This is a genomic window from Enterobacter cloacae complex sp. SHL001, assembly GCF_049236825.1.
Classification (GTDB): Bacteria; Pseudomonadota; Gammaproteobacteria; order Enterobacterales; family Enterobacteriaceae; genus Enterobacter; species Enterobacter hormaechei_C.
The window spans coordinates 498,594-523,268 of sequence record NZ_JBMKIP010000001.1; the positions used below are offsets into that span (position 1 = coordinate 498,594).

Annotated in this window: 21 protein-coding genes; 11 read left to right on the forward strand and 10 right to left on the reverse strand. The window is 55.0% G+C overall.

Going from position 1 to position 24,675, the window contains the following annotated elements; genetic code table 11:
- The first annotated feature begins 31 nt into the window (after positions 1-31).
- Together sulA and ompA are read left to right on the forward strand one after the other, a co-directional pair.
- On the forward strand, positions 32-541 hold the full coding sequence (sulA, locus tag ACOTYH_RS02615) for an SOS-induced cell division inhibitor SulA (protein ID WP_026094322.1): 510 nt from the start codon (positions 32-34) through the stop codon (positions 539-541).
- Positions 542-897: 356 nt separating this feature from the next.
- A complete protein-coding gene (gene ompA, locus ACOTYH_RS02620) occupies positions 898-1,950 on the forward strand; it encodes a porin OmpA (protein WP_017694761.1) in 1,053 nt (350 codons plus the stop codon).
- A 65-nt stretch (positions 1,951-2,015) separates the two neighbouring features.
- On the opposite strand, the gene matP is transcribed toward ompA, so the two are convergent.
- Positions 2,016-2,468: a macrodomain Ter protein MatP gene (gene matP, locus ACOTYH_RS02625; RefSeq protein WP_006809347.1), complete on the reverse strand. Its 453-nt coding sequence runs from the start codon at positions 2,466-2,468 to the stop codon at positions 2,016-2,018.
- A gap of 186 nt (positions 2,469-2,654) precedes the next feature.
- Here matP and ACOTYH_RS02630 point away from each other — a divergent pair, with 186 nt between their 5' ends.
- Both ACOTYH_RS02630 and fabA read left to right on the forward strand, forming a co-directional pair.
- Positions 2,655-4,415, forward strand: a complete 1,761-nt coding sequence (locus ACOTYH_RS02630) for an AAA family ATPase (RefSeq protein ID WP_017384808.1) — start codon at positions 2,655-2,657, stop codon at positions 4,413-4,415.
- A 68-nt stretch (positions 4,416-4,483) separates the two neighbouring features.
- A complete protein-coding gene (gene fabA, locus ACOTYH_RS02635) occupies positions 4,484-5,002 on the forward strand; it encodes a bifunctional 3-hydroxydecanoyl-ACP dehydratase/trans-2-decenoyl-ACP isomerase (protein WP_000227926.1) in 519 nt (172 codons plus the stop codon).
- 71 nt (positions 5,003-5,073) lie between these two features.
- Here the strand turns inward: fabA and rmf are convergent, their stop codons facing one another.
- The 6 genes from rmf to rlmKL form a co-directional block, all read right to left on the reverse strand.
- A complete protein-coding gene (gene rmf, locus ACOTYH_RS02640) occupies positions 5,074-5,241 on the reverse strand; it encodes a ribosome modulation factor (RefSeq protein WP_003858162.1) in 168 nt (55 codons plus the stop codon).
- 254 nt (positions 5,242-5,495) lie between these two features.
- Positions 5,496-6,062: a membrane integrity-associated transporter subunit PqiC gene (gene pqiC, locus ACOTYH_RS02645; RefSeq protein ID WP_017384809.1), complete on the reverse strand. Its 567-nt coding sequence runs from the start codon at positions 6,060-6,062 to the stop codon at positions 5,496-5,498.
- A complete protein-coding gene (gene pqiB, locus ACOTYH_RS02650; RefSeq protein WP_015570901.1) occupies positions 6,059-7,699 on the reverse strand; it encodes an intermembrane transport protein PqiB in 1,641 nt (546 codons plus the stop codon). The genes pqiC and pqiB overlap by 4 nt, the downstream gene beginning before the upstream one ends.
- 4 nt (positions 7,700-7,703) lie before the next feature.
- Positions 7,704-8,957 (reverse strand): membrane integrity-associated transporter subunit PqiA, encoded by a 1,254-nt coding sequence (pqiA, locus tag ACOTYH_RS02655; RefSeq protein WP_017693685.1) that lies wholly within the window; start codon positions 8,955-8,957, stop codon positions 7,704-7,706.
- Between the two features lie 13 nt (positions 8,958-8,970).
- Entirely contained in the window at positions 8,971-10,878 is a 1,908-nt protein-coding gene (locus ACOTYH_RS02660; RefSeq protein ID WP_045338781.1) for an ABC transporter ATP-binding protein, read from the reverse strand.
- Between the two features lie 12 nt (positions 10,879-10,890).
- A complete protein-coding gene (rlmKL, locus tag ACOTYH_RS02665; RefSeq protein WP_026080728.1) occupies positions 10,891-12,999 on the reverse strand; it encodes a bifunctional 23S rRNA (guanine(2069)-N(7))-methyltransferase RlmK/23S rRNA (guanine(2445)-N(2))-methyltransferase RlmL in 2,109 nt (702 codons plus the stop codon).
- A 98-nt stretch (positions 13,000-13,097) separates the two neighbouring features.
- On the opposite strand from rlmKL, the gene ACOTYH_RS02670 reads away from it, so the two are divergent.
- On the forward strand, positions 13,098-14,207 hold the full coding sequence (locus ACOTYH_RS02670) for a YcbX family protein (protein WP_017384813.1): 1,110 nt from the start codon (positions 13,098-13,100) through the stop codon (positions 14,205-14,207).
- On the opposite strand, the gene zapC is transcribed toward ACOTYH_RS02670, so the two are convergent.
- Complete coding sequence (zapC, locus tag ACOTYH_RS02675; protein WP_015570906.1) at positions 14,204-14,746, reverse strand: cell division protein ZapC; 543 nt, start codon at positions 14,744-14,746, stop codon at positions 14,204-14,206. The two genes, ACOTYH_RS02670 and zapC, sit on opposite strands and share 4 nt — an antisense overlap.
- A gap of 166 nt (positions 14,747-14,912) precedes the next feature.
- Positions 14,913-15,923: a quinone-dependent dihydroorotate dehydrogenase gene (gene pyrD, locus ACOTYH_RS02680; protein ID WP_421637536.1), complete on the reverse strand. Its 1,011-nt coding sequence runs from the start codon at positions 15,921-15,923 to the stop codon at positions 14,913-14,915.
- A 249-nt stretch (positions 15,924-16,172) separates the two neighbouring features.
- On the opposite strand from pyrD, the gene ssuE reads away from it, so the two are divergent.
- Genes ssuE through ssuB form a run of 5 tightly spaced genes read left to right on the forward strand, consistent with a single transcriptional unit; the run spans position 16,173 to position 20,413 of the window.
- Positions 16,173-16,748, forward strand: coding sequence for an NADPH-dependent FMN reductase (ssuE, locus tag ACOTYH_RS02685; protein WP_003858180.1), 576 nt, complete (start codon positions 16,173-16,175; stop codon positions 16,746-16,748).
- Positions 16,741-17,703 carry a sulfonate ABC transporter substrate-binding protein gene (locus ACOTYH_RS02690; RefSeq protein ID WP_023296266.1) on the forward strand — a complete coding sequence of 321 codons (963 nt, stop codon included), beginning with the start codon at positions 16,741-16,743 and terminating at the stop codon, positions 17,701-17,703. The genes ssuE and ACOTYH_RS02690 overlap by 8 nt, the downstream gene beginning before the upstream one ends.
- Positions 17,700-18,845 (forward strand): FMNH2-dependent alkanesulfonate monooxygenase, encoded by a 1,146-nt coding sequence (ssuD, locus tag ACOTYH_RS02695; protein WP_017384817.1) that lies wholly within the window; start codon positions 17,700-17,702, stop codon positions 18,843-18,845. Before ACOTYH_RS02690 ends, ssuD begins: the two co-directional genes overlap by 4 nt.
- Positions 18,846-18,854: 9 nt before the next feature.
- A complete protein-coding gene (gene ssuC, locus ACOTYH_RS02700) occupies positions 18,855-19,646 on the forward strand; it encodes an aliphatic sulfonate ABC transporter permease SsuC (protein ID WP_063135279.1) in 792 nt (263 codons plus the stop codon).
- The gene (gene ssuB, locus ACOTYH_RS02705; protein ID WP_032670196.1) at positions 19,643-20,413 is read left to right on the forward strand and encodes an aliphatic sulfonates ABC transporter ATP-binding protein; all 771 of its coding nucleotides are present in this window, start codon (positions 19,643-19,645) and stop codon (positions 20,411-20,413) included. Before ssuC ends, ssuB begins: the two co-directional genes overlap by 4 nt.
- Positions 20,414-20,513: 100 nt before the next feature.
- Here ssuB and pepN read toward each other — a convergent pair whose 3' ends face one another.
- Positions 20,514-23,126, reverse strand: a complete 2,613-nt coding sequence (pepN, locus tag ACOTYH_RS02710; RefSeq protein ID WP_421637537.1) for an aminopeptidase N — start codon at positions 23,124-23,126, stop codon at positions 20,514-20,516.
- Positions 23,127-23,380: 254 nt separating this feature from the next.
- On the opposite strand from pepN, the gene pncB reads away from it, so the two are divergent.
- Entirely contained in the window at positions 23,381-24,583 is a 1,203-nt protein-coding gene (pncB, locus tag ACOTYH_RS02715) for a nicotinate phosphoribosyltransferase (protein ID WP_033487278.1), read from the forward strand.
- Positions 24,584-24,675: the final 92 nt, after the last annotated feature.

Below are 24,675 nucleotides of genomic sequence, written 5' to 3' on the forward strand. Positions count from 1 at the left end.
TCCATACAGTAACTACAGGGCTGGAATGAATATGTACACTTCAGGCTATGCAAATCACTTAACACCTTCCACTTCTGCCGCAGGCAATGCTGCGCAGAATTCTATCGGGCGTGTATCGACAGGGCTTATCAGTGAAGTGGTTTACCGTGAAGACCAGCCGCTGTTAACACAACTCTTACTCCTGCCGCTTTTGCAGCAGCTCGGGCAACAGTCTCGCTGGCAGCTCTGGCTGACGCCACAGCAAAAATTAAGTCGTGAATGGGTTCAGTCGGCTGGCCTGCCGTTAGCGAAGGTGATGCAGATTAATCAACTCTCCCCTTGCGATACGGTCGAGTCGATGGTCCGGGCATTACGTACCGGGAACTATAGCGTCGTGATTGGGTGGTTGCCTGAGGATCTGTCGCAAGAGGAACATTTGCGTCTGACTGAAGCGGCTGAAGAAGGTAACGCGATGGGTTTCATCATGCGGCCGGTTCGTGGAGATTCCTATCGCAGAGGACAACATCCCGGGCTAAAAATTCACTCAAATGTGTACCATTGAGTCATTTTAAGAGTTTTCCTGGAATTTTTTTCGACCGCAGTATGCAAAAAAAGTTCAACGCGCCAAAACTGCGGCAAGGCTTGTCTGACGCGGTTCTCGTTAATTTTACTGCACAAAATTCGTTCGAAAATTGTTAAATATTAGGTATACGGAACTTTTTTTTTCATATGCCTGACGGACTTCACACTTGTAAGTTTTCAGCTACGTTGTAGACTTTACATCGCCAGGGGTGCTCGGCCTAAGCCGAAGATATCGGTAGGTTTATATTTGACCACGCCCCCCGGTGAAGGATTTAACCGTGATTCCTCCGATGGAGATATTCATGGCAAATTTTGGATGATAACGAGGCGCAAAAAATGAAAAAGACAGCTATCGCGATTGCAGTGGCACTGGCTGGCTTCGCTACCGTAGCGCAGGCCGCTCCGAAAGATAATACCTGGTATGCAGGTGGTAAACTGGGCTGGTCTCAGTTCCATGACACCGGTTGGTACAACAGCAGCCTGAACAACGATGGCCCTACTCACGAGAGCCAGCTGGGTGCAGGTGCGTTCGGTGGCTATCAGGTTAACCCGTATGTTGGCTTTGAAATGGGTTACGACTGGTTAGGTCGTATGCCTTACAAAGGCGACAACGTAAATGGCGCTTTCAAAGCTCAAGGCGTACAGCTGACCGCTAAACTGGGTTACCCAGTAACTGACGATCTGGACGTGTACACCCGTCTGGGCGGCATGGTATGGCGTGCAGACTCCAGCAACAGCATCGCTGGTGACGACCACGACACTGGTGTTTCCCCAGTATTCGCTGGTGGCGTTGAGTGGGCAATGACCCGTGACATCGCTACCCGTCTGGAATACCAGTGGGTTAACAACATCGGTGACGGTGCTACCGTTGGCGTTCGTCCAGACAACGGCATGCTGAGCGTTGGTGTTTCTTACCGTTTCGGTCAGCAGGAAGATGCGCCAGTCGTAGCTCCAGCTCCGGCTCCAGCTCCAGAAGTACAGACCAAGCACTTCACTCTGAAGTCTGACGTTCTGTTCAACTTCAACAAAGCTACCCTGAAACCAGAAGGTCAGCAGGCACTGGATCAGCTGTACACCCAGCTGAGCAACCTGGATCCTAAAGACGGTTCTGTAGTGGTTCTGGGCTTCACCGACCGTATCGGTTCTGACGCTTACAACCAGGGTCTGTCTGAGAAACGTGCTCAGTCTGTAGTTGATTACCTGGTATCTAAAGGTATCCCAGCTAACAAGATCTCCCCACGTGGTATGGGCGAATCTAACCCAGTTACCGGTTCTACCTGTGACAACGTGAAACCACGCGCTGCACTGATCGACTGCCTGGCACCAGATCGTCGCGTAGAGATCGAAGTTAAAGGTATCAAAGACGTTGTAACTCAGCCTGCGGCATAAGTTATCGTCTTATAAAAAAACCCCGCGATGCGGGGTTTTTTATTATCTGAAGAAAAGTAAAAAGCTTATTTTTTACCTAACAGTGCCTGTAGATCGTTCTTCAGCGTCGACATCTGGCTGGCATACTTCTCTTTGTGCTCGGCATCTTCAATCAGCTGCACCACCGTTTCCGACAGGGTTTTTCCGCGCCGCTGCGCAAGCCCGGCCAGACGCTGCCAGACCATGAACTCCAGGTCGATCGATTTCTTACGGGTGTGCTGATGCTCGGCATTGAAATGCCGTTTACGACGAGCACGGATAGTTTGCTTCATCCGGTTTAACAAGGCCGGATTAATGTGTTTCTCAATCCAGCCGTTGACCTGTACCGGTTCGTTTTCGAGGGTCAGCAACATATCCACAGCTTCTTGTGCCGCGCTGGCTTCGATGTAGCAGGTGATCAGCTCCCCTTCACGGTGCTTTTTGACCAGGTACTTCCATTTCCAGCCGCTTTCGAGGTTTTCCAGTTGTTGATATTTCATTGCGATCTCAGTGTTACCGTGTAACTCTGTTCAGAATATCAGTTTTTTGGCAATCTGCTGAAAAGAAATCATATCCTGTGAAACGCCGCAGGCGATCCGCATGACGAAAACCCGAATCCTGATTGGGCAGAGTGCGCCGCTTACGGTATACTCCACGGTTTTACTTCTGACTAAAAAACATCAACTTTGACCATTACGAAACTTGCATGGCGTGACCTGGTTCCGGATACCGAGAGCTATCAGGAGCTGTTTGCACAGCCAGACCTCACAAAAGAACACGAATTCATACTTAGCGATACACAACCGCGTTTGCATTACGCGCTGGAGCAGATGTCATCCCCATGGGCTACATCTCCTTTTATGCTGCTCAAAGCCCCGGAAGAAGCCGAGTATCTGACGCTTCTCGGTGATGCCATGCGCCAGTTGCATCCAAAAACGAATGCCGTTTTTGGTGGTCAGTACCATATTGCCGGACGTGACGTGACCTTCGAACCTGCCACGCAGGCAGACGGACAATTCGCTGCAAAAGGCGAAGTGATCACCGCCAACTGGGTGGAAGCAGAACAGCTGTTCGGCTGCCTTCGTCAGTTCAATGGCGATGTGTCACTGCAACCCGGTCTGGTACACCGCGCGAACGGTGGTGTGTTGCTCATCTCCCTTCGCACCCTGCTCGCACAGCCTCTGCTGTGGATGCGCCTGAAAACGGTGGTGATGCAGCAACGTTTTGACTGGATAGGCTACGACGATTCACGTCCGCTGCCTGTTTCCATTCCGTCTATGCCGCTGTCGCTGACCGTCGTGCTGACGGGTGACCGTGAATCTCTGGCTGATTTCCAGGAAATGGAGCCAGAACTCGCGGAGCAGGCGGTTTACAGTGAATTTGAAGACAATATTCAGATCGCCGATGCCGATGACATGGCGCAGTGGTGTCAGTGGGTTATGGCCGTGGCGGAACGTTTCGCGCTGCCCTCGCCTGCCGAGGATGCGTGGCCGGGCTTAATCCGCGAGGCCGTACGATACACTGGCGATCAGGAAACCCTGCCGCTCTGCCCGCTCTGGATCGGTAAACAGCTGCGTGAAGTGGGCGTTATCAGCGGCAACGGTCCGTTTACCGGTGAGCAGCTTAGCCAGATGCTGGCCCAGCGTGAATGGCGTGAAGGTTATCTTGCTGACCGTATGCAGGATGAAATTCTGCTGGAACAGATTCTGGTGGAGACCGAAGGCGAACGTATCGGGCAAATCAACGCCTTGTCCGTCATCGAGTTCCCCGGACACCCGCGCGCCTTTGGCGAGCCTTCCCGTATCAGCTGTGTCGTGCACATTGGTGACGGCGAATTTACCGATATCGAACGCAAGGCCGAACTGGGCGGAAACATTCATGCCAAAGGCATGATGATCATGCAGGCATTCCTGATGTCTGAACTTCAGCTGGAGCAGCAGATCCCCTTCTCTGCCTCGTTGACCTTTGAGCAGTCCTACAGTGAAGTCGACGGCGACAGCGCCTCGATGGCAGAGCTGTGCGCCGTGATCAGCGCGCTTGCAGACGTACCGATTAATCAGAATATTGCGATTACCGGTTCCGTAGATCAGTTTGGTCGTGCTCAACCGGTGGGTGGACTGAATGAGAAAATCGAAGGCTTCTTTGCTATCTGCCAGCAGCGAGGTTTAAACGGCAAACAGGGCGTGATTATTCCGGCGCCTAACGCTCGCCATTTGAGCCTGAGTCAGGCGATTCTGGATGCGGTAGAGCAGGAACAATTCGCCGTCTGGGCCATCGAAGGGGTTGAGGATGCTCTACCCTTACTGACAAACCTGGTCTGGGACGGCGAAGGCCAGACAACCCTGATGCAGACCATTCAGGAACGTATAGCTCAGGCGACACAGCAGGATGCTCGTCATCGTTATCCGTGGCCGTTACGCTGGTTAAGTTGGTTTAGTGCTAACTGATCGGACTTGTTCAGCGTACACGTGTTAGCTATCCTGCGTCCTTCACTAAAATAAGGCTTACTGAGAACATGGTAGATAAACGCGAATCCTATACTAAAGAAGACCTTCTTGCCTCTGGTCGCGGTGAACTGTTTGGTGCGAAAGGCCCGCAGTTACCGGCCCCAAATATGCTGATGATGGACCGTGTCGTGAAAATGACCGAAACCGGCGGCAACTTTGATAAGGGTTACGTAGAAGCAGAACTCGATATCAACCCGGACCTGTGGTTCTTCGGTTGCCACTTTATTGGCGATCCGGTAATGCCTGGCTGCCTGGGCCTCGATGCCATGTGGCAGCTGGTTGGCTTCTATCTGGGCTGGCTTGGCGGTGAAGGTAAAGGCCGTGCGCTGGGCGTAGGCGAAGTGAAATTCACCGGTCAGGTTCTGCCTACCGCGAAGAAGGTCACCTACCGTATCCATTTCAAACGCATCGTTAACCGCCGCCTGATTATGGGCCTGGCGGACGGTGAAGTGCTGGTAGATGGTCGTCTTATCTATACCGCGAACGACCTGAAAGTGGGTCTGTTCCAGGATACCTCCGCTTTCTGATAACGGCATTTAGCCCCTTCCAGAAAGGCGAAACCTCCGCATTGCGGAGGTTTCTTTTTAAAGAGACGGTATCAAGCAAGTACTGCCCTGTCTCCGATGGCTTCTCGCCAGCCCCCTAGCCATTGGGACCTTTGATTCAGGGCCTGATAGGGACACATTTCTTTTGAACGTCCGGCGATGCCAGCCTGATAACCACGTTGATGAGCCCTTTCCAGGCGATCTCGTTTCTGTCTCTTCATGCCTCGTTTCCCTCATTCTTTTGTCTGGTGGAAAGAAAACAGTGGTTGCAATATATGCAAGCACAGTTAACGAATACCCCGAATCGGCGTCAGCGTCAACGTTCAAAATTCATACGGGTGTCATATTTGTGAGCTACATGGAAGATCGTTTGTACAAAAAATGTGACGCGGGACAAGTAACAAACTGAACATACAACAAAAAAAAAGCCGCAATCAGCAAGGAGCTGAGTGCGGCTTTCGTCGATGAATTTTACTTATGGCAGCCGGGAAATCTCTCTTGCGATAGCAGCCGACTCCTGTGCCCACCCCTGCGCAAGCACTTTCACCATTTCGTCATAGCCATCTTTCTGCTGCTTCAGTTCCAGATGGAAAGGACGCTTAATCAGCTGGCCCTGATGATTCAAGAGCCACTCCCCGCTGATAACAACCGCACCATCATAGCGGCCATGGAATCCCGTCACGTTAACATTCAGGGTATCCTGATCGCTTCCCAGAGGCTGCGAGGCGACTACCCAACCAGGAAGCTGGCTGCTCAGATTCGCCACCAGCGTATTGCGTAGCTGCTGATCCAGCGGGCTGGCCCACAGGTTATTGTTGGCGATAACGTACTGCACATCGCTGGTCTGGTAGACCACCCCGTTGCCCGCCAGATAATCTGGCACGGCAACCTGTTCAACCCACAGCAGACGGCTGCCCTGCGAGGTGCTACTCTGCGCACCGGATTGCGCGCTTAACGGCAACTGGTAGTAGCTTTTGTTATCGCTTCCAGAGCTACAGGCCGTTAATACCAGTGCGCCTGCGATGATTAGCCATTTTTTCATTGTTTCGCCCTCTTAGGCTCAGGATCCTTTTTGTCTTTCGCTTCAAACACCAGCGCGTTGCTCTTTTCATTGAGCGTTTTCAGAACGGGCTGTAGCTCACGTAAAACCTGATCAAGACGTTGCATATCCGCCACCATCTTGTTGTAAGCCGCTGAGCCCGGCTGGAAGCCCTGCATACTGCGATTCAGTTCGCGCAACGTTTTCTGCATATCCTGCGGCAGCTGCTGCATGGACTGGTTGGCAGTGATCTTGTTGATATTATCCAGCGTGGTTTGCAGACGTTGCATCGTCGCCTGGCTCTGATGCAGTGATCCCGTCGCGGCCTCAAGCATTGGATTCAGCGGCAGATTGTTGATCTTATCCAGCGTTTCCATCAGGCGCTGTTGGATCTGCGCCAGGCCACTGCTGACCGTAGGAATAATTTTGTAGCCGCCAAATTCACGGATCCCCGTCATTGGTGGCGCTTTTGGATAGAAGTCCATATCGACATATAACGCCCCTGTGACCAGGTTGCCAGTTTTCAGCGAGCCACGCAGACCGCGATTCATCAGATCGCTGATATGCTCCCCAATATCCTGGTCCTCGCCTATCTGGTTAATCAAACGCTCAGGCTCAATGCGGATCAGCACCGGAATACGATAATCATCATCAAGCATCTGCTTGAGTCCCGGAACAAAGTAAGGCACTTGTCCCACTGTCCCCAGACGGATACCCCGGAACTCTACTGGCGCCCCTGGCTGCAAGCCGCGTACGGAGTCCTTAAAGAACATCAGGTAGTCGATGTGATCGGTATAGAGCGCATCCTGAATGCTTTTTTGATCGTCAAACAGCCTGAAGGCGGTTTTCTCCGCCACCGGTTGTCCCAGATCGATACCTTCCGGCACATCAAAACTGACGCCCCCACCAAATAGCGTGGTGAGTGAACCCATCTCAACGCGCATCCCCGCAGAGGTCAGATCCACCGCGATCCCGCTGTCTTTCCAGAAGCGAACGTTGCTGGTCACCAGGCGGTCATTAGGCGCATTGATAAAAAGCTGATAGCTGATGGTCCGTTTTTGCGGATCGAAGGTGCTTGTTTCAACCGAACCGACGCGATACCCACGGAACAGCACCGGATCGCCCGGCGAGAGCTGACCCGCTTTTTTGCTGTCCAGAATAACGCGGATCCCTTTTGCATCCGGTGGCGCAAGCGGCGGTGAATCCAGCAGCTGATAGTTTGCTGGCTGGGCGCCTTTGTTGCCGGGCTGGAGTTCAATATAAGCCCCGGACAATAGCGTCCCTAAGCCGCTGATCCCTTCTCTCCCGACCTGCGGTTTCACTACCCAAAAAACAGAATCTTCATGGAGCAGTTTTTCCATGCCGGCATTCAGGCGGGCCTTGATTTCAACATGGGTTAAATCATCCGTCAGGGTCGCGCTTTCCACGACACCCACATCCACGCTGCGGCTCTTGATGGTGGTTTTTCCGCCCTCAATCCCCTCTGCATTGGTGGTAATTAGCGTGACTTCCGGTCCCTGATGGCTGTAATGATAAAACAGGATCCATGCACCGATCAGCGCGGTCACGATGGGGAAAATCCACACCGGCGACCAGTTTCTGACCTTCTGCACTTTAGCCTCTCCACTCTTATTTTCCATGCTCTTACTCTTCCTCATGGCTTGAATCGGGCTCACGATCCCACGATAAACGAGGGTCGAAGGTCATGGCCGCAAACATGGTCATAATGACGACCAACGCAAACATCAGCGCCCCCATAGCGGGATAAATACTCATCAGCCCCCCCATACGCACCAGCGCTGAGAGAACCGCAATCACGAACACGTCAATCATCGACCAGCGGCCAACAAATTCCACGACCTCATAAATCAGATGCATACGCTCGCTGTCTCGCTTACCGTGCCCTTTTGCATCCCAGCAAAGCCAGGCAATGGCAATCATCTTTAAGGTCGGAACCATAATACTGGCGAGGAATATGACGCCTGCTACAGGGTAAGACCCCTCGCTCCACAGCAAAATCACCCCGGCCAGTATGGTCGAGGGCATTCTGTCGCCGAGCAGATCGGTGATCATGATCGGCAAGATATTGGCGGGCAGATAGAGCATGACAGAGGTCACCAGCAGCGCCATGGTCCATTGCAGGCTATTTTTGCGCCGGACGTGACCTTTTGTTTCACAGCGCGGACACACCTCGACATCCGCGGGCAGCACGGCGGTGCAGCACGAGCAGGAGCGAAGCCCCTGACGGATACCCGGTACGCCCACCTTTACCGTCTGCGAGAGCGTCGGCGCCGGGGCAATATCGTCCCAGGCCCAGCGTCGGTCCACGCACTGGAACGCGCGCAGTTGTAGCACGCAGTACAGACACCACGGAATAAAGCTGCTGCCAATCCCCACATCGCCGTAGGCCATCAGCTTCACGAAGCTGACCAGGATACCCGCGAGAAAAATTTCCGCCATCCCCCAGCTTTTCAACTGGAACAGGATCCGCGCGAGTTTGATTTTAAGGACAGTGGGCATCCTGACGCGGTTGACCAGCAGCAGAATGACGACCAGGCAAAAAGCCGGGACGATCTGCACGAAAAGAAGAAAGAAGGTGCCAAGGCTGGCGTAATCTTCCGAGAACATCACGCCTGGTATTTCCAGTAAATCCACCTGGCTGGTCATCCCGCCCACTTTCATATAGATGAAAGGGAAGAGATTGGAGAGCAGTAACATGAATAAGGCTGCCAGCGCATAAGCCGTAGGACGCTGCCTTGGCGCGTCCCACTCGGTCGTCAGCGTAGCGCCGCAGCGCGGGCAGGCAGCCTTATGTCCGTGACCAAGCTCTGGCAACGCCACGAGCATATCGCATTGCGAGCATAATATATGCCGATCGGCATGGTGCTGGTCACACATAGATTATCCCTGTTTATGCGCCGTTTTTCAGAGACTCAAGGTACTCCCAGCGCTCAAATGCCTCTTCCAGCGCCTGTTCAGCCTGGGAGAGTTCAGCCAATACTTTCTGAGTATAGTCGTGAGGCTGCGTAAAGAATGACGCATCAGCGACCTGGATTTGCAGTGCTTCCAGTGCAGCTTCCAGCTCTTCCAGACGCTGCGGCAGCCCTTCCAGCTCGCGCTGCAAGTTATAACTCATTTTAGCAGGAGACTTTTTGACAGTTTCTGCCTTTGCAACAACAGGTTCAGCGACATTTTTGGTCTTCGCCTGTTTTTGCGCCAGCGACTGCGATTGCTGTCCACGCGCGTCATGATAGCCGCCCACATATTGCCCGATGCGTCCTTTGCCTTCGAAGATCCAGCACTCGGTCACGGTGTTATCGACAAACTGACGATCGTGGCTGACCAGCATCACGGTTCCCTGATAACCATCAATCAACTCTTCCAGCAGTTCCAGCGTTTCGACATCCAGATCGTTAGTCGGTTCATCGAGAATCAATAAGTTACTGGGTTTCAGGAACAGACGCGCCAGCAAAAGACGGTTACGTTCTCCCCCGGACAGCGCGCGCACCGGCGTCATAGCGCGTTTCGGGTGGAACAGGAAGTCCTGAAGGTAGCCCAGCACGTGACGCGGCTTGCCGTTAACCATGACCTCCTGTTTGCCCTCGGCGAGGTTATCCATCACCGTACGGTCTGGATCCAGCTCGGCGCGGTGCTGGTCGAAGTACGCCACTTCCAGTTTGGTACCGCAGTGGATACGACCGCTGTCGGCCTGGAGCTGACCGAGCATCAGTTTCAGCAGTGTGGTTTTACCGCACCCGTTCGGGCCGATCAGCGCAATTTTGTCGCCGCGCTGAACCTGAGCGGAGAAATCGTTCACCAGCACTTTGCCGTCAACCGAATAATTCACGTTCTCCATTTCGAAGACAATCTTGCCCGAGCGGGACGCCTCTTCCACCTGCATTTTGGCGCTACCCATGACTTCGCGGCGTTCGCTACGTTCGCGGCGCATCGCCTTCAGGGCGCGAACGCGGCCTTCGTTACGGGTACGACGCGCTTTAATGCCCTGACGGATCCATACCTCTTCCTGGGCCAGCTTGCGGTCGAACTCGGCATTTTGCAGCTCTTCCACGCGCAGGTTTTCTTCTTTCTCCAGCAGATAGGTATCGTAATCGCCCGGATAGGTCACCAGCTTGCCGCGATCGAGATCGACAATGCGCGTGGCCATGTTGCGGATGAACGAACGGTCGTGGGAGATGAAGATAATGGTACCGTTAAAGGTTTTCAGGAACCCTTCCAGCCAGTCAATCGCTTCGATATCCAGGTGGTTCGTCGGTTCGTCCAGCAGGAGCACCCTGGGCCCGCTCACCAGGGCCCGGCCCAGCGCCGCTTTACGCAGCCAGCCGCCGGAGAGCGCCGACAGCTCCATATCCGCTTCCAGGCCAAGCTGGGCCAGCACTTCGTTAATGCGGTTTTCCAGCTGCCACAGGCCGTGGTGATCGAGCATCTCCTGCACTTTTGCCAGCTCGTTGAGATTCTTGTCGCTCGGGTCCGTCATCACCAGATGCGAAATCTCGTGGTAACGCTTGAGGTATTCCGCCTGCTCTGAAATCCCTTCGGCCACAAAATCGTACACGCTGCCGGTGACGTTACGCGGCGGATCCTGTTGCAGACGAGAGACGATCAGATCCTGCTCGTAAACAATACGGCCGTCATCCAGCCCCTGCTCACGGTTGAGGATTTTCATCAGCGTCGATTTACCTGCGCCGTTACGGCCCACCAGACAGACGCGCTCGTTATCTTCGATATGCAGCTCTGCATTATCGAGAAGCGGTGAGTCGCTGAAAGAGAGCCACGCGCCGTGCATACTAATTAAAGACATTTATTTTTCCTTTCAGACCGCGGAGATCAGCCAGCAGTTGTGGATTTGACGGTTACGGGCAAAGTCCTGAGACAGCGTTTTTTGGCTGATTTCTTGTGCTTTCAGTCCCAGTTCGGCCAGGCCGTCGTGATCCATGCGGAATCCGCGCTTGTTATTCGAGAACATAATGGTGCCGCCTTTACGCAGCAGACGCTTCAGGTCGGTCATCAGGCGCAGGTGATCGCGTTGAACATCAAAGCTATCCTCCATACGCTTGGAGTTAGAGAAGGTCGGCGGATCGATAAAGATCAGGTCAAACTGCTCGTCGGTATCGCGCAGCCAGCCCAGCACGTCGGCCTGTAACAGGCGATGCTGACGTCCGGTTAAGCCGTTAAGACGCAGGTTGCGCTCAGCCCACTCCAGATAAGTCCGGGACATATCTACCGTGGTGGTGCTACGCGCGCCGCCAAGCCCCGCATGAACGCTGGCGCTGCCGGTATAGGAGAACAGGTTCAGGAAGTCTTTACCCTTGCTCATCTGGCCCAGCATGCGGCGGGCGATACGGTGATCAAGGAACAGGCCGGTATCAAGGTAGTCGGTCAGGTTAACCCACAGGCGCGCGTTATATTCGCCCACTTCGATGAAGTCACCCTTCTCGCCCATCTTCTGATACTGGTTTTTGCCTTTCTGACGCTCACGTGTTTTCAGCACCAGCTTGTTTGGCGAAATGCCGAGTACGGCGATGGTGGCCGCAATCACATCCAGCATACGCTGACGCGCTTTTTGCGCATCGATAGTTTTCGGCGGGGCGTATTCCTGAACCACCACCCAGTCCGCATAGCGGTCAACCGCCACGTTGTACTCGGGCAGGTCAGCGTCGTACAGGCGATAACATTCGATGCCTTCTTGCTTCGCCCACTTCTCAAATTTCTTCAGGTTTTTGCGCAGGCGGTTGGCGTAATCTTCCGCCACGCCTGACGGTTTGCTATCCGCCGCTACCTCTGCCAGATGGTAGTTTTTCTGCACGCAGTCCAGCGGGCCGTTTTTCGCTTTGAACTGGCGATCGGCACGCAATTGCAGGCAGCTCAGCAGCTCCGGCGAGGCGCTAAACAGGGAGAGGTTCCAGCCGCCGAAATGCGCTTTCATGTTGCGGCCCAGCAGGCTGTGCAGTGCAATCAGCGCCGGCTCGCTGTCCAGACGCTCACCATACGGCGGGTTGCTGATCACCGTACCGTACGGGCCTTTTGGCAGAGGATTGGTCAGATTCGCCACGTCCTTCACCTCGAAGGTCACCAGCTCGCCGATACCGGCACGACGGGCGTTGCTGCGCGCGCGTTCAATCACCCGTGCGTCGCTGTCCGAACCGTAAAAGTGAGAGGTGTACTCCGCCAGCCCTTTACGGGCGCGGGTCTGCGCATCGTCTTTGACCTCTTTCCAGATGGCTTCATCGTGCTGCGCCCAGCCTTTGAAGCCCCAGTGGCCGCGGTGCAGCCCTGGCGCACGGTCGGTGGCCAGCATCGCGGCTTCAATCAGCAGCGTACCGGAACCGCACATCGGATCGAGCAGCGGCGTACCTGGCTGCCATCCGGAGCGCATCACGATAGCGGCAGCCAGCGTTTCTTTGATCGGCGCCATCCCGGTGCGATCGCGATAGCCGCGCAGATGCAGGCCTGCGCCACTCAGATCCAGGGAAATACTGGCCGTATCGCCGTTCAGCCAGACGTTGATACGCAGATCCGGGTTTTCACGGTCAACGTTCGGACGTTCTTTATTGCGACGCGTGAAGCAGTCCACAATGGCATCCTTAACGCGCAGGGCACCATACTGGCTGTTGCGGATCTCATCGTTGACGCCGTTGAAATGCACCGCAAAGGTAGCGTCCGGGGTGAAGATCTCTGTCCAGTCGATCATCTGTACGCCGGTGTAGAGATCAAGATCGCTGTAGACCTTGCACTCTTTCATCGGCAGCATGATGCGCGACGCCAGACGGCTCCACATCAGGCTCTGGTAAATAAGCCGCGTGTCGCCCTCAAAATGGACACCACCCTGAACCACCCGGCACTCTTTCGCGCCCAGGGCTTCCAGTTCAGTTTTTAACAGCTCTTCCAGCCCACGGGCCGTACTGGCAAACAGAGAATTCATATCGTCACTTTTACTCAAAGAAAATTGTCGCGCATTATAGCTAATATGGCGTGTATGTCATAAAGTTGAAGGCTTATTTTCTTTAGCGGGAGTGTGCAGTGGCGACGTTATCCAGGCTTTTTATTCATCCGGTGAAATCCATGCGCGGCATCGGCGTCTCTCACGCGCTGGCCGATATGAGCGGATTCGCCTTCGATCGTATTTTTATGGTCACCGAGCCTGACGGTACGTTTATCACCGCACGTCAGTTCCCGCAGATGGTTCGCTTTACCCCTTCCCCGCTTCATGACGGGCTGCATTTGACTGCGCCGGACGGTTCAAGCGTCGTGATCCGCTTTGCTGATTTTGCGCCGCTTGATGCGCCAACGGAAGTGTGGGGCAATCATTTTACCGCGCGTATCGCGCCGGATAACATTAACCAGTGGCTGAGCGGCTTTTTCTCCCGTGACGTTCAGCTGCGCTGGGTTGGGCCTGCGCTGACCCGTCGCGTGAAGCGCCACGATGCGGTTCCTCTCTCCTTCGCGGATGGTTTTCCCTTCCTGCTGACCAGCGAGGCCTCGCTGCGTGATTTACAAAATCGTTGCAAAGCCAGCGTGCAGATGGAGCAGTTTCGCCCGAATCTGGTGGTGACCGGAGCGAATGCCTGGGATGAAGATACCTGGAAAGTGATCCGCATCGGCAGCGTTATTTTTGATGTCGTGAAGCCGTGCAGCCGCTGTATTTTTACCACCGTCAGCCCGGAGAAAGGTCAGAAACACCCTTCCGGCGAACCGCTGAAAACCTTGCAGTCATTTCGTACCGCGCAGGATAACGGCGATGTCGACTTCGGCCAGAACCTGATCCCCCGCTCCAGCGGCGTGATCCGCGTGGGCGACGAGGTCGAAATTCTCACCCGCGGGCCTGCCAGGGTGTACGGCGCAGGTCAGGAAGAAGAGATGGTTGACGTTGTCACCAACGTCGCTTCCGCGGTGGATATTCACTGGGAAGGCAAGGTTATCCGTGGTAACAATCAGCAGGTGCTACTGGAACAGCTGGAGCAGGCAGGTATCCGCGTACCGTATTCCTGTCGCGCGGGGATTTGCGGATGCTGTCGCATTAAACTGGTCGATGGTGAAGTAAGTGCCCTGAAGAAATCTGCGATTGGCAGTGACGGCACGATCCTGTGCTGTAGCTGTGTCCCGAAAACATCCGTACAGCTGGAAGCTTAAACTGCCTGTTCAAGGCTGAAGGAATCAACGCGCAGCTGTGGCTTCAGCCTGTCATTCATCACTTTGATGGCATCACCTAACTGCATAACTCGCCCGGCAATGGTCACGCCGGGTTGGGCCAGCAAACAGAGCGCAGCGTTTTCACCGGGTTCAACCACCAGCAAATTCACCTCTTCTTCGGTATCGCTCAGATTGACGCTCGCCGCATCGCCGATAGCCGGGGTCCAGCACATGCCGTGGGCGAGAAAATGCCAGCTTTTCGGCATTTGCGGTTTCAGGAAACGGATCGCCACCAGCGCATTTAGTACCAGTTCAGCGCGCTGTTCTTTGGAGAGATCGAACTCGCGGCATTTTTCTTCAAAAGAGAAATAGAGTGCAGCGTCGTCAACGCAAAAGCCTGAGGGAGCAAACGCGTCTGGCGTTAACATTCGGCGCGCAAAACGAGAGCGAAACAACATGCCATTGGCTAAGTCGAGCATCATACGGTCATGCTCGTCACAAAAATACCAGCGCCAGTTATCGTCAGGTTTAATTCGCATGTTTCTCTCCCGTCCCCTAAACGTCCTGTACTAAAAATGTCCTGTTTGCCGCTTCGCTTATAACACTAGTAATAAAAGACTATAATGTTTAAATAAGCAACAATGACGGAATATAAAACAACCAGGGCTGGAAATAAAGCCCTGGTTGTCTGATTAAGAGAAAAGATTAGATATGCGTGACGATTTCTTTAATCAGCGGCGGCCCTTTAAAAATAAAGCCGGAATAAATTTGCACCAGCGATGCACCTGCCGCCATCTTCTCACGTGCAGCGATGACAGAGTCAATGCCACCCACGCCAATAATCGGCAGCTGACCTTTTAATTCTGCGGAGAGTGCGCGAATAATTTCGGTGCTTTTTAATTGTACCGGACGGCCACTTAATCCACCCGCTTTGTCACAGTTTTTCATTCCCTGAACGAGAGAGCGATCGAGTGTTGTATTGGTTGCAATCACACCATCAATATTATGGCGAACTAAACTGTCGGCAACCTGGATCAATTCTTCTGCCGAAAGATCCGGGGCGATCTTAACCGCGACCGGAACATATTTATGGTGGATCGCCTGTAGCGCCGTTTGTTTATTTTTAATGGCGCTAAGAAGATCGTCGAGCGCTTCGCCATATTGTAATGAACGCAGTCCTGGGGTGTTAGGCGAAGATATATTCACCGCAATATAACCGGCATAGGCATAGACTTTTTCCATACAAATCAGATAGTCATCTTTACCCTGCTCGACCAGCGTGTCTTTATTTTTGCCAATATTAATACCCAGCACGCCATCAAAATGGGCTTTCTTAACGTTCTCAACCAGATGATCGACGCCAAGGTTATTAAAGCCCATGCGGTTGATCAGCCCCTCGGCTTCAACCAGGCGAAACAGACGTGGCTTGTCATTTCCCGGCTGCGGACGCGGCGTCACCGTCCCGATTTCGATCGAGCCAAAGCCCATCGCACCGAGTGCATCAATGCATTCGCCATTTTTGTCCAGACCGGCCGCCAGGCCCAGTGGATTTTTGAAAGTCAGGCCCATGCACTGAACTGGTTTTTCCGGCACGTTTTGACGCACCAGCGCGGCCAGAGGCGTTCCTGTAATACGGCGTAACTGCTGAAATGTAAATTCATGAGCGCGCTCAGGATCGAGCTGGAAAAGGGCTTTACGAACGAAGGGGTAGTACATGAACTCTCCTGGATTCCCGGTGTGCAAACCGGGAGGGGATTATGTGCGATTCCGCCCGGAAAGGGAATTGACCTGTGGCAAAAAAAGCCACGTAAAACGCAATCGTTTACTTATCGGTTCGCTTCTTATGCATTTTTCTGCATTCATCCTGAGGATAAATCATTTAGTGGAATAACCACGCAATGTCACACTCCTGAAAATTGTTATGAATGTTAGATAAAAGCAAACAATTAGTTATAAGGAGCAACCATGCGCGTCATTACCCTGGCCGGAAGCCCCCGCTTCCCCTCTCGCTCCAGCGCACTGCTGGAATACGCTCGCGAAAAGCTTAATGCTCTGGATGTCGAAGTGTGTCACTGGAATTTGCACAATTTCGCGCCTGAAGATCTGCTCTACGCCCGTTTCGACAGCCCGGCGCTGAAAACCCTGATCGAACAACTTAAGAGTGCTGACGGGCTGGTCGTCGCGACACCGATTTACAAAGCCTCTTTTTCCGGCGCACTGAAAACGCTGCTCGATCTGCTGCCCGAACGCGCGCTGGACGGTAAGGTCGTCCTGCCGCTGGCCACAGGCGGTACGGTAGCCCATTTACTAGCGGTGGATTATGCCCTCAAGCCGGTTCTGAACGCGCTGAAAGCGCAGGAGATCCTGCATGGCGTCTTCGCTGACGACTCACAGGTAATCGACTACCAGCATAAACCCCATTTCACGCCGAATCTGCAAACGCGCCTCGACAGTGCGCTCGAAACCTTCTGGCACGCCCTGAACCGTCGGGATCGCCACGCGGCAGCATTTCATCAATCACAAGGAGTGGCGCATGTTTAAAACAGTTACCCGTATCGGGCTGGCAGGTCTGCTGGCAGTGGCGTCGCTGGCTCAGGCGGCGGAGAAAGCGCCGGAGAGCCTGCGTATCGGTTATCAGAAAGGCAGCGTCAGCATGGTGCTGGCGAAAAGCCATGCGTTGCTTGAGAAGCGTTTCCCGGAGACCAAATTCTCATGGGTCGAGTTCCCTGCCGGACCACAGATGCTGGAGGCGCTGAACGTCGGGAGTATTGATTTAGGCAGCACCGGCGATATCCCGCCAATCTTTGCGCAGGCTGCCGGGGCGGATCTGGTTTACGTTGGCGTTGAGCCCGCCAAGCCGAAGGCAGAGGTTATTTTGGTGCCGGAAAACAGCGAGATCAAAAGCGTCGCCGACCTCAAAGGCCATAAGGTTGCTTTCCAGAAAGGTTCAAGCTCGCACAACCTGCTGCTGCGCGCGTTGCAGGAGGCCGGCCTTAAATTCACCGATATCCAGCCCGTTTACCTGACGCCTGCCGATGCGCGCGCGGCGTTTCAGCAAAAAAATGTTGATGCCTGGGCTATCTGGGATCCGTACTACTCCGCCGCACTGTTGCAGGGCGGTGTGCGGGTGCTGAAAGACGGCACCACCCTGAAGCAGACCGGTTCGTTCTACCTGGCGGCACGTCCTTACGCTGAGAAAAATGGCGCATTTATTCAGCAGGTGCTGGATACCTTCTCTCAGGCCGATGCGCTGACCCAAAGCCAGCGTCAGCAGAGCATCACGCTGCTGGCAAAAACCATGGGCCTGCCTGAACCGGTGATCGCCACCTATCTTGACCACCGTCCTCCCACCACCATAGCACCGATTGACGCCCACGTTGCCGCTCTCCAGCAGCAAACGGCAGACCTCTTTTATCAAAACCGCCTGGTTCCAAAGCAGGTGAATATTCGCGAACGCATCTGGCAACCCGCTGGCATTGAAGGAAAAAAATCATGAGTCTGAATCTTTTCTGGTTTTTACCCACCCACGGTGATGGACACTATCTTGGCACAGAAGAAGGCGCCCGCCCGGTCGATCACGGCTATCTACAGCAGATCGCCCAGGCGGCAGACCGCATCGGTTTTACCGGGGTACTGATCCCGACGGGCCGCTCGTGTGAGGATGCGTGGCTGGTTGCCGCGTCAATGATCCCCGTCACCCAGCGTCTGAAATTCCTGGTAGCCTTGCGCCCGAGCGTGGTGTCGCCCACCGTCGCGGCGCGTCAGGCGGCAACGCTGGACAGGCTTTCCAACGGCCGTGCGCTGTTCAACCTGGTGACGGGCAGCGATCCGCAGGAGCTGGCGGGCGATGGCGTCTTTCTCGATCATACCGAGCGCTATGAAGCCTCCGCAGAGTTCACCCGCGTCTGGCGACGTCTGCTGGAAGGGGAAACTGTCACCTTCGAAGGGAAACATATCCACGTTCGCGATGCGCAGCTCTACTTCCCGCCGGTACAGCAGCCGCGCCCTCCTCTCTATTTCGGCGGATCGTCGGACGTGGCGCAGGAACTGGCGGCTGAGCAGGTCGATCTCTATCTGACCTGGGGCGAGCCACCGGAGCTGGTGAAAGAGAAAATTGCTCAGGTACGCGCTAAAGCCGCAGAACATGGCCGTACGGTACGCTTCGGCATTCGCCTGCACGTGATCGTCCGCGAAACAAACGACGAGGCCTGGCAAGCCGCCGACCGTCTGATCGCTCATCTGGACGACGACACTATCGCTAAAGCACAGGCAGCGTTTGCCAAAACCGACTCCGTGGGCCAGCATCGGATGGCCTCCCTGCACAACGGCAAGCGTGAAAACCTTGAGATCAGCCCGAACCTGTGGGCCGGGGTAGGTCTGGTGCGAGGCGGCGCCGGCACGGCACTGGTCGGCGACGGTCCAACCGTAGCAGCACGCATTAATGAATATGCGGCGCTGGGGATCGACAGCTTTATCCTGTCTGGCTACCCACATCTGGAGGAGGCGTACAAGGTGGGTGAACTGCTGTTCCCGCACCTGGATGTCGCTATCCCGGAAATTCCGCAGCCACGTCAGCTTCAGTTGCAGGGCGAAGCCGTGGCGAACGCGTTTATCCCGAGAAAAGTCGCGCAAAGCTAAGGAGCCACCATGTCTGCAACCGCACAAAAATGGCTGCTGCGCGCCGCGCCGTGGTTTCTGCCCGTCGGCATTGTCCTCGTCTGGCAACTGGCGTCTTCAACTGGCTGGCTGTCGAGCCGCATTTTGCCCTCTCCGGAGGGCGTTGTGGAAGCGTTCTGGTCGCTAAGCGCCAGCGGTGAGCTGTGGCAACATCTTGCCATCAGCTCCTGGCGCGCGGTAATTGGCTTTTCGATTGGCGGAAGCATCGGCCTGACGCTGGGGCTGATCAGCGGCCTGTCACGCTGGGGTGAGCGGCTACTGGATACCTCCGTTCAGATGCTGCGCAACGTGCCGCATCTGGCGCTTATTCCGCTGGTTATCCTGTGGTTTGGCATTGATGAGAGCGCCAAAATTTTCCTCGTGGCGCTGGGAACGTTATTCCCGATTTATATCAATACCTGGCATGGGATCCGTAATATCGATCGCGGTCTGGTGGAGATGGCCCGCAGCTATGGCCTGTCAGGTTTTGCCCTGTTTACCCATGTGATCCTGCCGGGCGCCCTGCCCTCCATTATGGTTGGGGTGCGTTTTGCGCTCGGCCTGATGTGGCTAACCCTGATCGTGGCGGAAACCATTTCGGCTAACTCCGGCATTGGTTATCTGGCGATGAACGCCCGCGAGTTCCTGCAAACGGACGTGGTGGTGGTTGCCATTATCCTTTATGCCCTGCTCGGCAAACTTGCGGACGTCAGCGCCCAGTGGCTGGAACGTAGCTGGCTGCGCTGGAACCCGGCCTACACCACTCAGGAGGCGAAAGCATGAATACTGCACGACTGAACCAGGGAACACCGTTACTGCTGAACGGCGTGACCAAACGCTACGGCGACAACACCATTCTGAATGCACTGGATCTGCATATTCCTGCCGGACAGTTCGTGGCCGTTGTCGGCCGCAGCGGTGGCGGCAAGAGTACCCTGCTGCGTCTTTTAGCCGGGCTGGAAGCGCCAAACTGCGGTGACATTCTGGCAGGCACTACGCCGCTGGCCACGATTCAGGATGATACGCGCATGATGTTTCAGGACGCGCGTCTGCTGCCGTGGAAAACGGTGATGGATAACGTCGGGCTGGGCCTGAAGGGCAGCTGGCGGGAGGACGCCCGGCAGGCACTCGCTGCGGTAGGGCTGGAGAATCGCGCGGGAGAGTGGCCTGCGGCCCTGTCGGGTGGACAAAAGCAGCGCGTAGCGCTGGCTCGCGCGCTGATTCACCGTCCCGGCCTGTTGCTGCTTGATGAACCGCTCGGCGCGCTTGATGCCCTGACGCGGATCGAGATGCAGGATCTGATAGAAACCCTCTGGCAGACGCACGGCTTTACGGTACTGCTGGTGACGCATGATGTCAGTGAAGCCGTGGCAATGGCAGACAGGGTGCTGTTAATAGAAGAGGGCAAAATTGGTCTGGATCTGACGGTAGATATTCCACGTCCTCGCCGCGTGGGATCGGCCAGACTGGCGGAGCTGGAAGCCGAAGTACTGGATCGGGTGATGAAACGTGGGGAAGCGGAGATTCAGCGGATAAAGGCTAATGCCTGATGCCCTCACCCCGGCCCTCTCCCACAGGGAGAGGGAGAAAACCGATGCCCCGCGACCCCACGTAGGCCCGGTAAGCGTAGCGCCACCGGGCTTTTTTACATCAGGCCAGCGCCTTAGCAATCTTCTCGTACAGATCGCCAGACAGATTTTCCAGCCCTTTCAGCTGCTCAAGCGCGGCGCGCATTTTCGCCTGACGCTGCGCATCGTAACGTTTCAGGCGGATCAGCGGCTCAATCAGACGAGACGCCACCTGCGGGTTACGGCTGTTCAGCTCGGTCAGCATTTCAACCATGAACTGATAACCGCTGCCGTCTTCGGCATGGAACGCGGCCGGGTTGCTGCTGGCGAAGGCACCAATCAGAGAGCGGACGCGGTTCGGGTTGCTCATGGTGAACGAACGGTGCTTCAGCAGGCTGCGTACTTTGCTGAGTACATCGGCTGCCGGGCTGGTGGCCTGAAGGATGAACCACTTGTCCATCACCAGACCATCCTGATGCCACTTGTCGTCGTACTCCTGCATCAGCGCATCGCGGCACGGTAGCTCGGCGGCAACGCTTGCGGCCAGCGCGGCCAGGGCATCCGTCATGTTATCGGCTTCGTGGTACTGCTTGCTGACCAGCGTGTTCGCCAGCTCTGCCTCACCAAACGCCAGATAGCGCAGGCAGGTATTGCGCAGGGAACGTTTACCGATATCCGCATGTTCCACCCGATACCCGTCCAGCTTGTTGGCGTTGTAAATGGCGAGGAACTCATCTGCCAGTTCGGTCGCCAGCGTGCGGGTCAGCGCTTCACGCACGGCGACGATGGCAATCGGGTCGATGATGTCAAACAGCTCGGCGATTTCAGTCGCAGAAGGCAGCGTTAAAATTTCAGCCGCCAGCGCCGGGTCAATGTTCTCATCCAGCAGGATGGCGCGGAACGCGTCTGCCACATGAACCGGCAGCGTCAGCGGCTGGCCCTGCTGGTAACGGTTGACGTTCAGCTTGATGTAGGTCGCCAGCAGGCTTTGTGCCGCATCCCAGCGCGAGAAATCGTTGCGCGCGTGACGCATCAGGAACGTCAGCTGCTGATCGCTCCACTTATATTCGAGTTTCACCGGCGCGGAGAATTCGCACAGCAGGGCAGGAACGGGCTGGAAATAGACGTTATCGAAGATAAAGGTCTGCTCTGCCTGGGTCACGTTCAGCACGTTATGCACCGGGTGGCCGCCCTTCTGTAACGGGATCACGTTGCCTTCGTTGTCGTACAGCTCAACGCTGAACGGAATGTGCAGCGGATGTTTCTCTTCCTGCTCGGCCGTTGGCGGCGTGCGCTGGCTGATGGTCAGCGTGTACTGCTCGGTTTCCGGGTTGTAGTCGTCTTTGACCGTCACAATCGGCGTACCGGCCTGGCTGTACCAGCGGCGGAAATGAGACAGATCGACGTTAGAGGCGTCCTCCATCGCCTGGACGAAATCGTCGCAGGTGGCCGCACTGCCGTCGTGACGCTCAAAGTAAAGCTGCATCCCTTTCTGGAAATTCTCTTCGCCCAGCAGGGTGTGGATCATACGGATAATTTCAGCGCCTTTTTCATACACCGTCAGGGTGTAGAAGTTATTCATCTCAATGACTTTATCCGGGCGGATCGGGTGCGCCATTGGGCTGGCATCTTCTGCAAATTGCAGACCACGCATGGTGCGCACGTTGTTGATGCGGTTCACCGCCCGCGATCCCAGATCGGAGCTGAACTCCTGATCGCGGAAGACGGTTAAGCCCTCTTTCAGGCTCAGCTGGAACCAGTCGCGACAGGTGACGCGGTTCCCGGTCCAGTTATGGAAATATTCGTGGCCGATAACGCGTTCGATATCGAGGTAATCTTTATCCGTGGCGGTATCGGTACGCGCCAGCACGTATTTAGAGTTAAAGATGTTAAGACCTTTATTCTCCATCGCGCCCATGTTGAAGAAATCGACCGCAACGATCATATAGATGTCGAGGTCATATTCGAGGCCAAAGCGCGTTTCATCCCACTTCATGGAGTTGATGAGGGAGGTCATTGCCCACGGTGCGCGGTCAAGGTTGCCACGGTCCACGAACAGCTCCAGCGCGACTTCACGGCCAGAGCGCGTTTTAAAGGTGTCGCGCAGGACATCGAAATCTCCCGCCACCAGCGCAAACAGATAGCAGGGTTTCGGGAACGGATCCTGCCACTGTACCCAGTGACGGCCATTCTCCAGTTCCCCTTCACCAATCCGGTTGCCGTTGGAAAGCAGGTACGGGTACAGCGTTTTGTCGGCAATAATTTTGGTGGTAAAGCGCGCCAGGACGTCCGGGCGATCCAGATACCAGGTAATGTGGCGGAAACCTTCGGCTTCACACTGGGTACACAGGGCTACGCCTGACTGGTAAAGTCCTTCCAGCGCGGTATTGGCGGCAGGGCTAATTTCATTCACGATGCGCAGGGTAAAGCGTTCCGGCAGGTTGTCGATGACCAGCTGGTTGCCTTCTTCTTTATAGTCTGACCAGGCTTCATCGTTAATATGCAGGGAAACCAGCGTCAGGTCTTCACCATCCAGACGCAGCGGCACGGCTGTCGCGCTCTGGCCCGTCACCTGGCTTACCGCCGTCACCACGGTTTTTGTGGCATCCAGGTCGAAAGTCAGATCGATATCGCTTATCAGGTATTCCGGCGCACGATAGTCGTGGCGGTATTTAGCTTGTGGCTGTTGTGTCATAGAAAACCTTATGCATCGTTTGTCGAGTAACGATTCAATATATTCCTGTTGTGTAAAACGCGCTATGCAGAATGTTCATCTTTTCAGGCACAACGCCCTTTTTAGCTACATTTTTATAACACGGGGCACGAAATGCTCTCGACCATAAAGTGTGCTTATGTTGTGATCGGGGTTCAATAAATCACTAAACAGGGTATACTCCGGAGTTGTTTATTGTACTAAACGCTCCCGTGAGAGGATGCTACAGCGCACCTATGACTCAATTCGCTTCTCCGGTTCTGCATACGTTGCTGGATACCGACGCGTACAAGCTGCATATGCAGCAAGCCGTGTTTCACCACTATCATGATGTCCATGTTGCGGCGGAATTTCGCTGCCGGGGTGACGACTTGCTGGGTATCTACGCAGATTCCATTCGTGAACAGGTCGAGGCCATGCAGCATCTGGCGCTCACCGATGACGAATATCAGTGGCTTTCAGGCCTGCCTTTCTTTAAAGCGGATTATCTGAACTGGCTGCGTGAGTTCCGCTATAACCCGGAACAGGTCACCGTCACCAATGATAACGGCAAGCTGGACATTCGTCTGACCGGCCCGTGGCGCGAGGTGATCATGTGGGAAGTGCCGCTTCTGGCCGTGATCAGCGAGCTGGCCCACCGCTATCGCTCCCCTGAAACCGGTGTGACGCAGGCGGTTGCCGCTCTGGAGAATAAACTCGTTGAGTTTTCCAGACTGACCGAAGGGCTGGATATGTCCCGATTCCGTCTGATGGACTTTGGCACGCGCCGCCGCTTCTCTCGCGAGGTTCAGGAAGCCATTGTCAGACGTCTGCAACAGGAGCCGTGGTTCGTTGGCACCAGTAACTACGATCTGGCACGTCGCCTTGATTTAACGCCGATGGGCACCCAGGCGCACGAATGGTTCCAGGCGCACCAGCAGATCAGCCCTGACCTTGCCAACAGCCAGCGCGCCGCCCTCGCCGCGTGGCTAGAGGAATACCCGGATCGGCTGGGTATTGCCCTTACCGACTGCATTACCATGGACGCGTTCCTGCGCGACTTTGGCCCTGAGTTTGCCAAACGCTACCAGGGTTTGCGCCATGATTCCGGGGACCCGGTTGAATGGGGTGAGAAAGCCATCGCCCATTACGAAAAACTGGGCATCGACCCCATGAGTAAGGTGCTGGTCTTCTCCGATAACCTTGACCTGGCGAAAGCCGTCGACCTTTATCGCCATTTCTCATCGCGGGTGAACCTGAGTTTCGGGATTGGTACGCGGTTAACCTGTGATATTCCTCAGGTGAAACCGCTGAACATCGTGATAAAACTGGTGGAATGTAACGGTAAGCCGGTCGCGAAGCTCTCCGACAGTCCGGGCAAAACCATCTGCCATGACAAAGCGTTTGTCCGCGCATTACGTAAAGCCTTCGATTTGCCTCAGGTTAAAAAAGCCAGTTAACGGCTTCGGGGGAGCCTTCATGGCTCCCCTTCTCTTATTAATTTCTTATTTCTTCTCTTAAGACGGTGAAATTTACTTGTCTGATAGCGGAT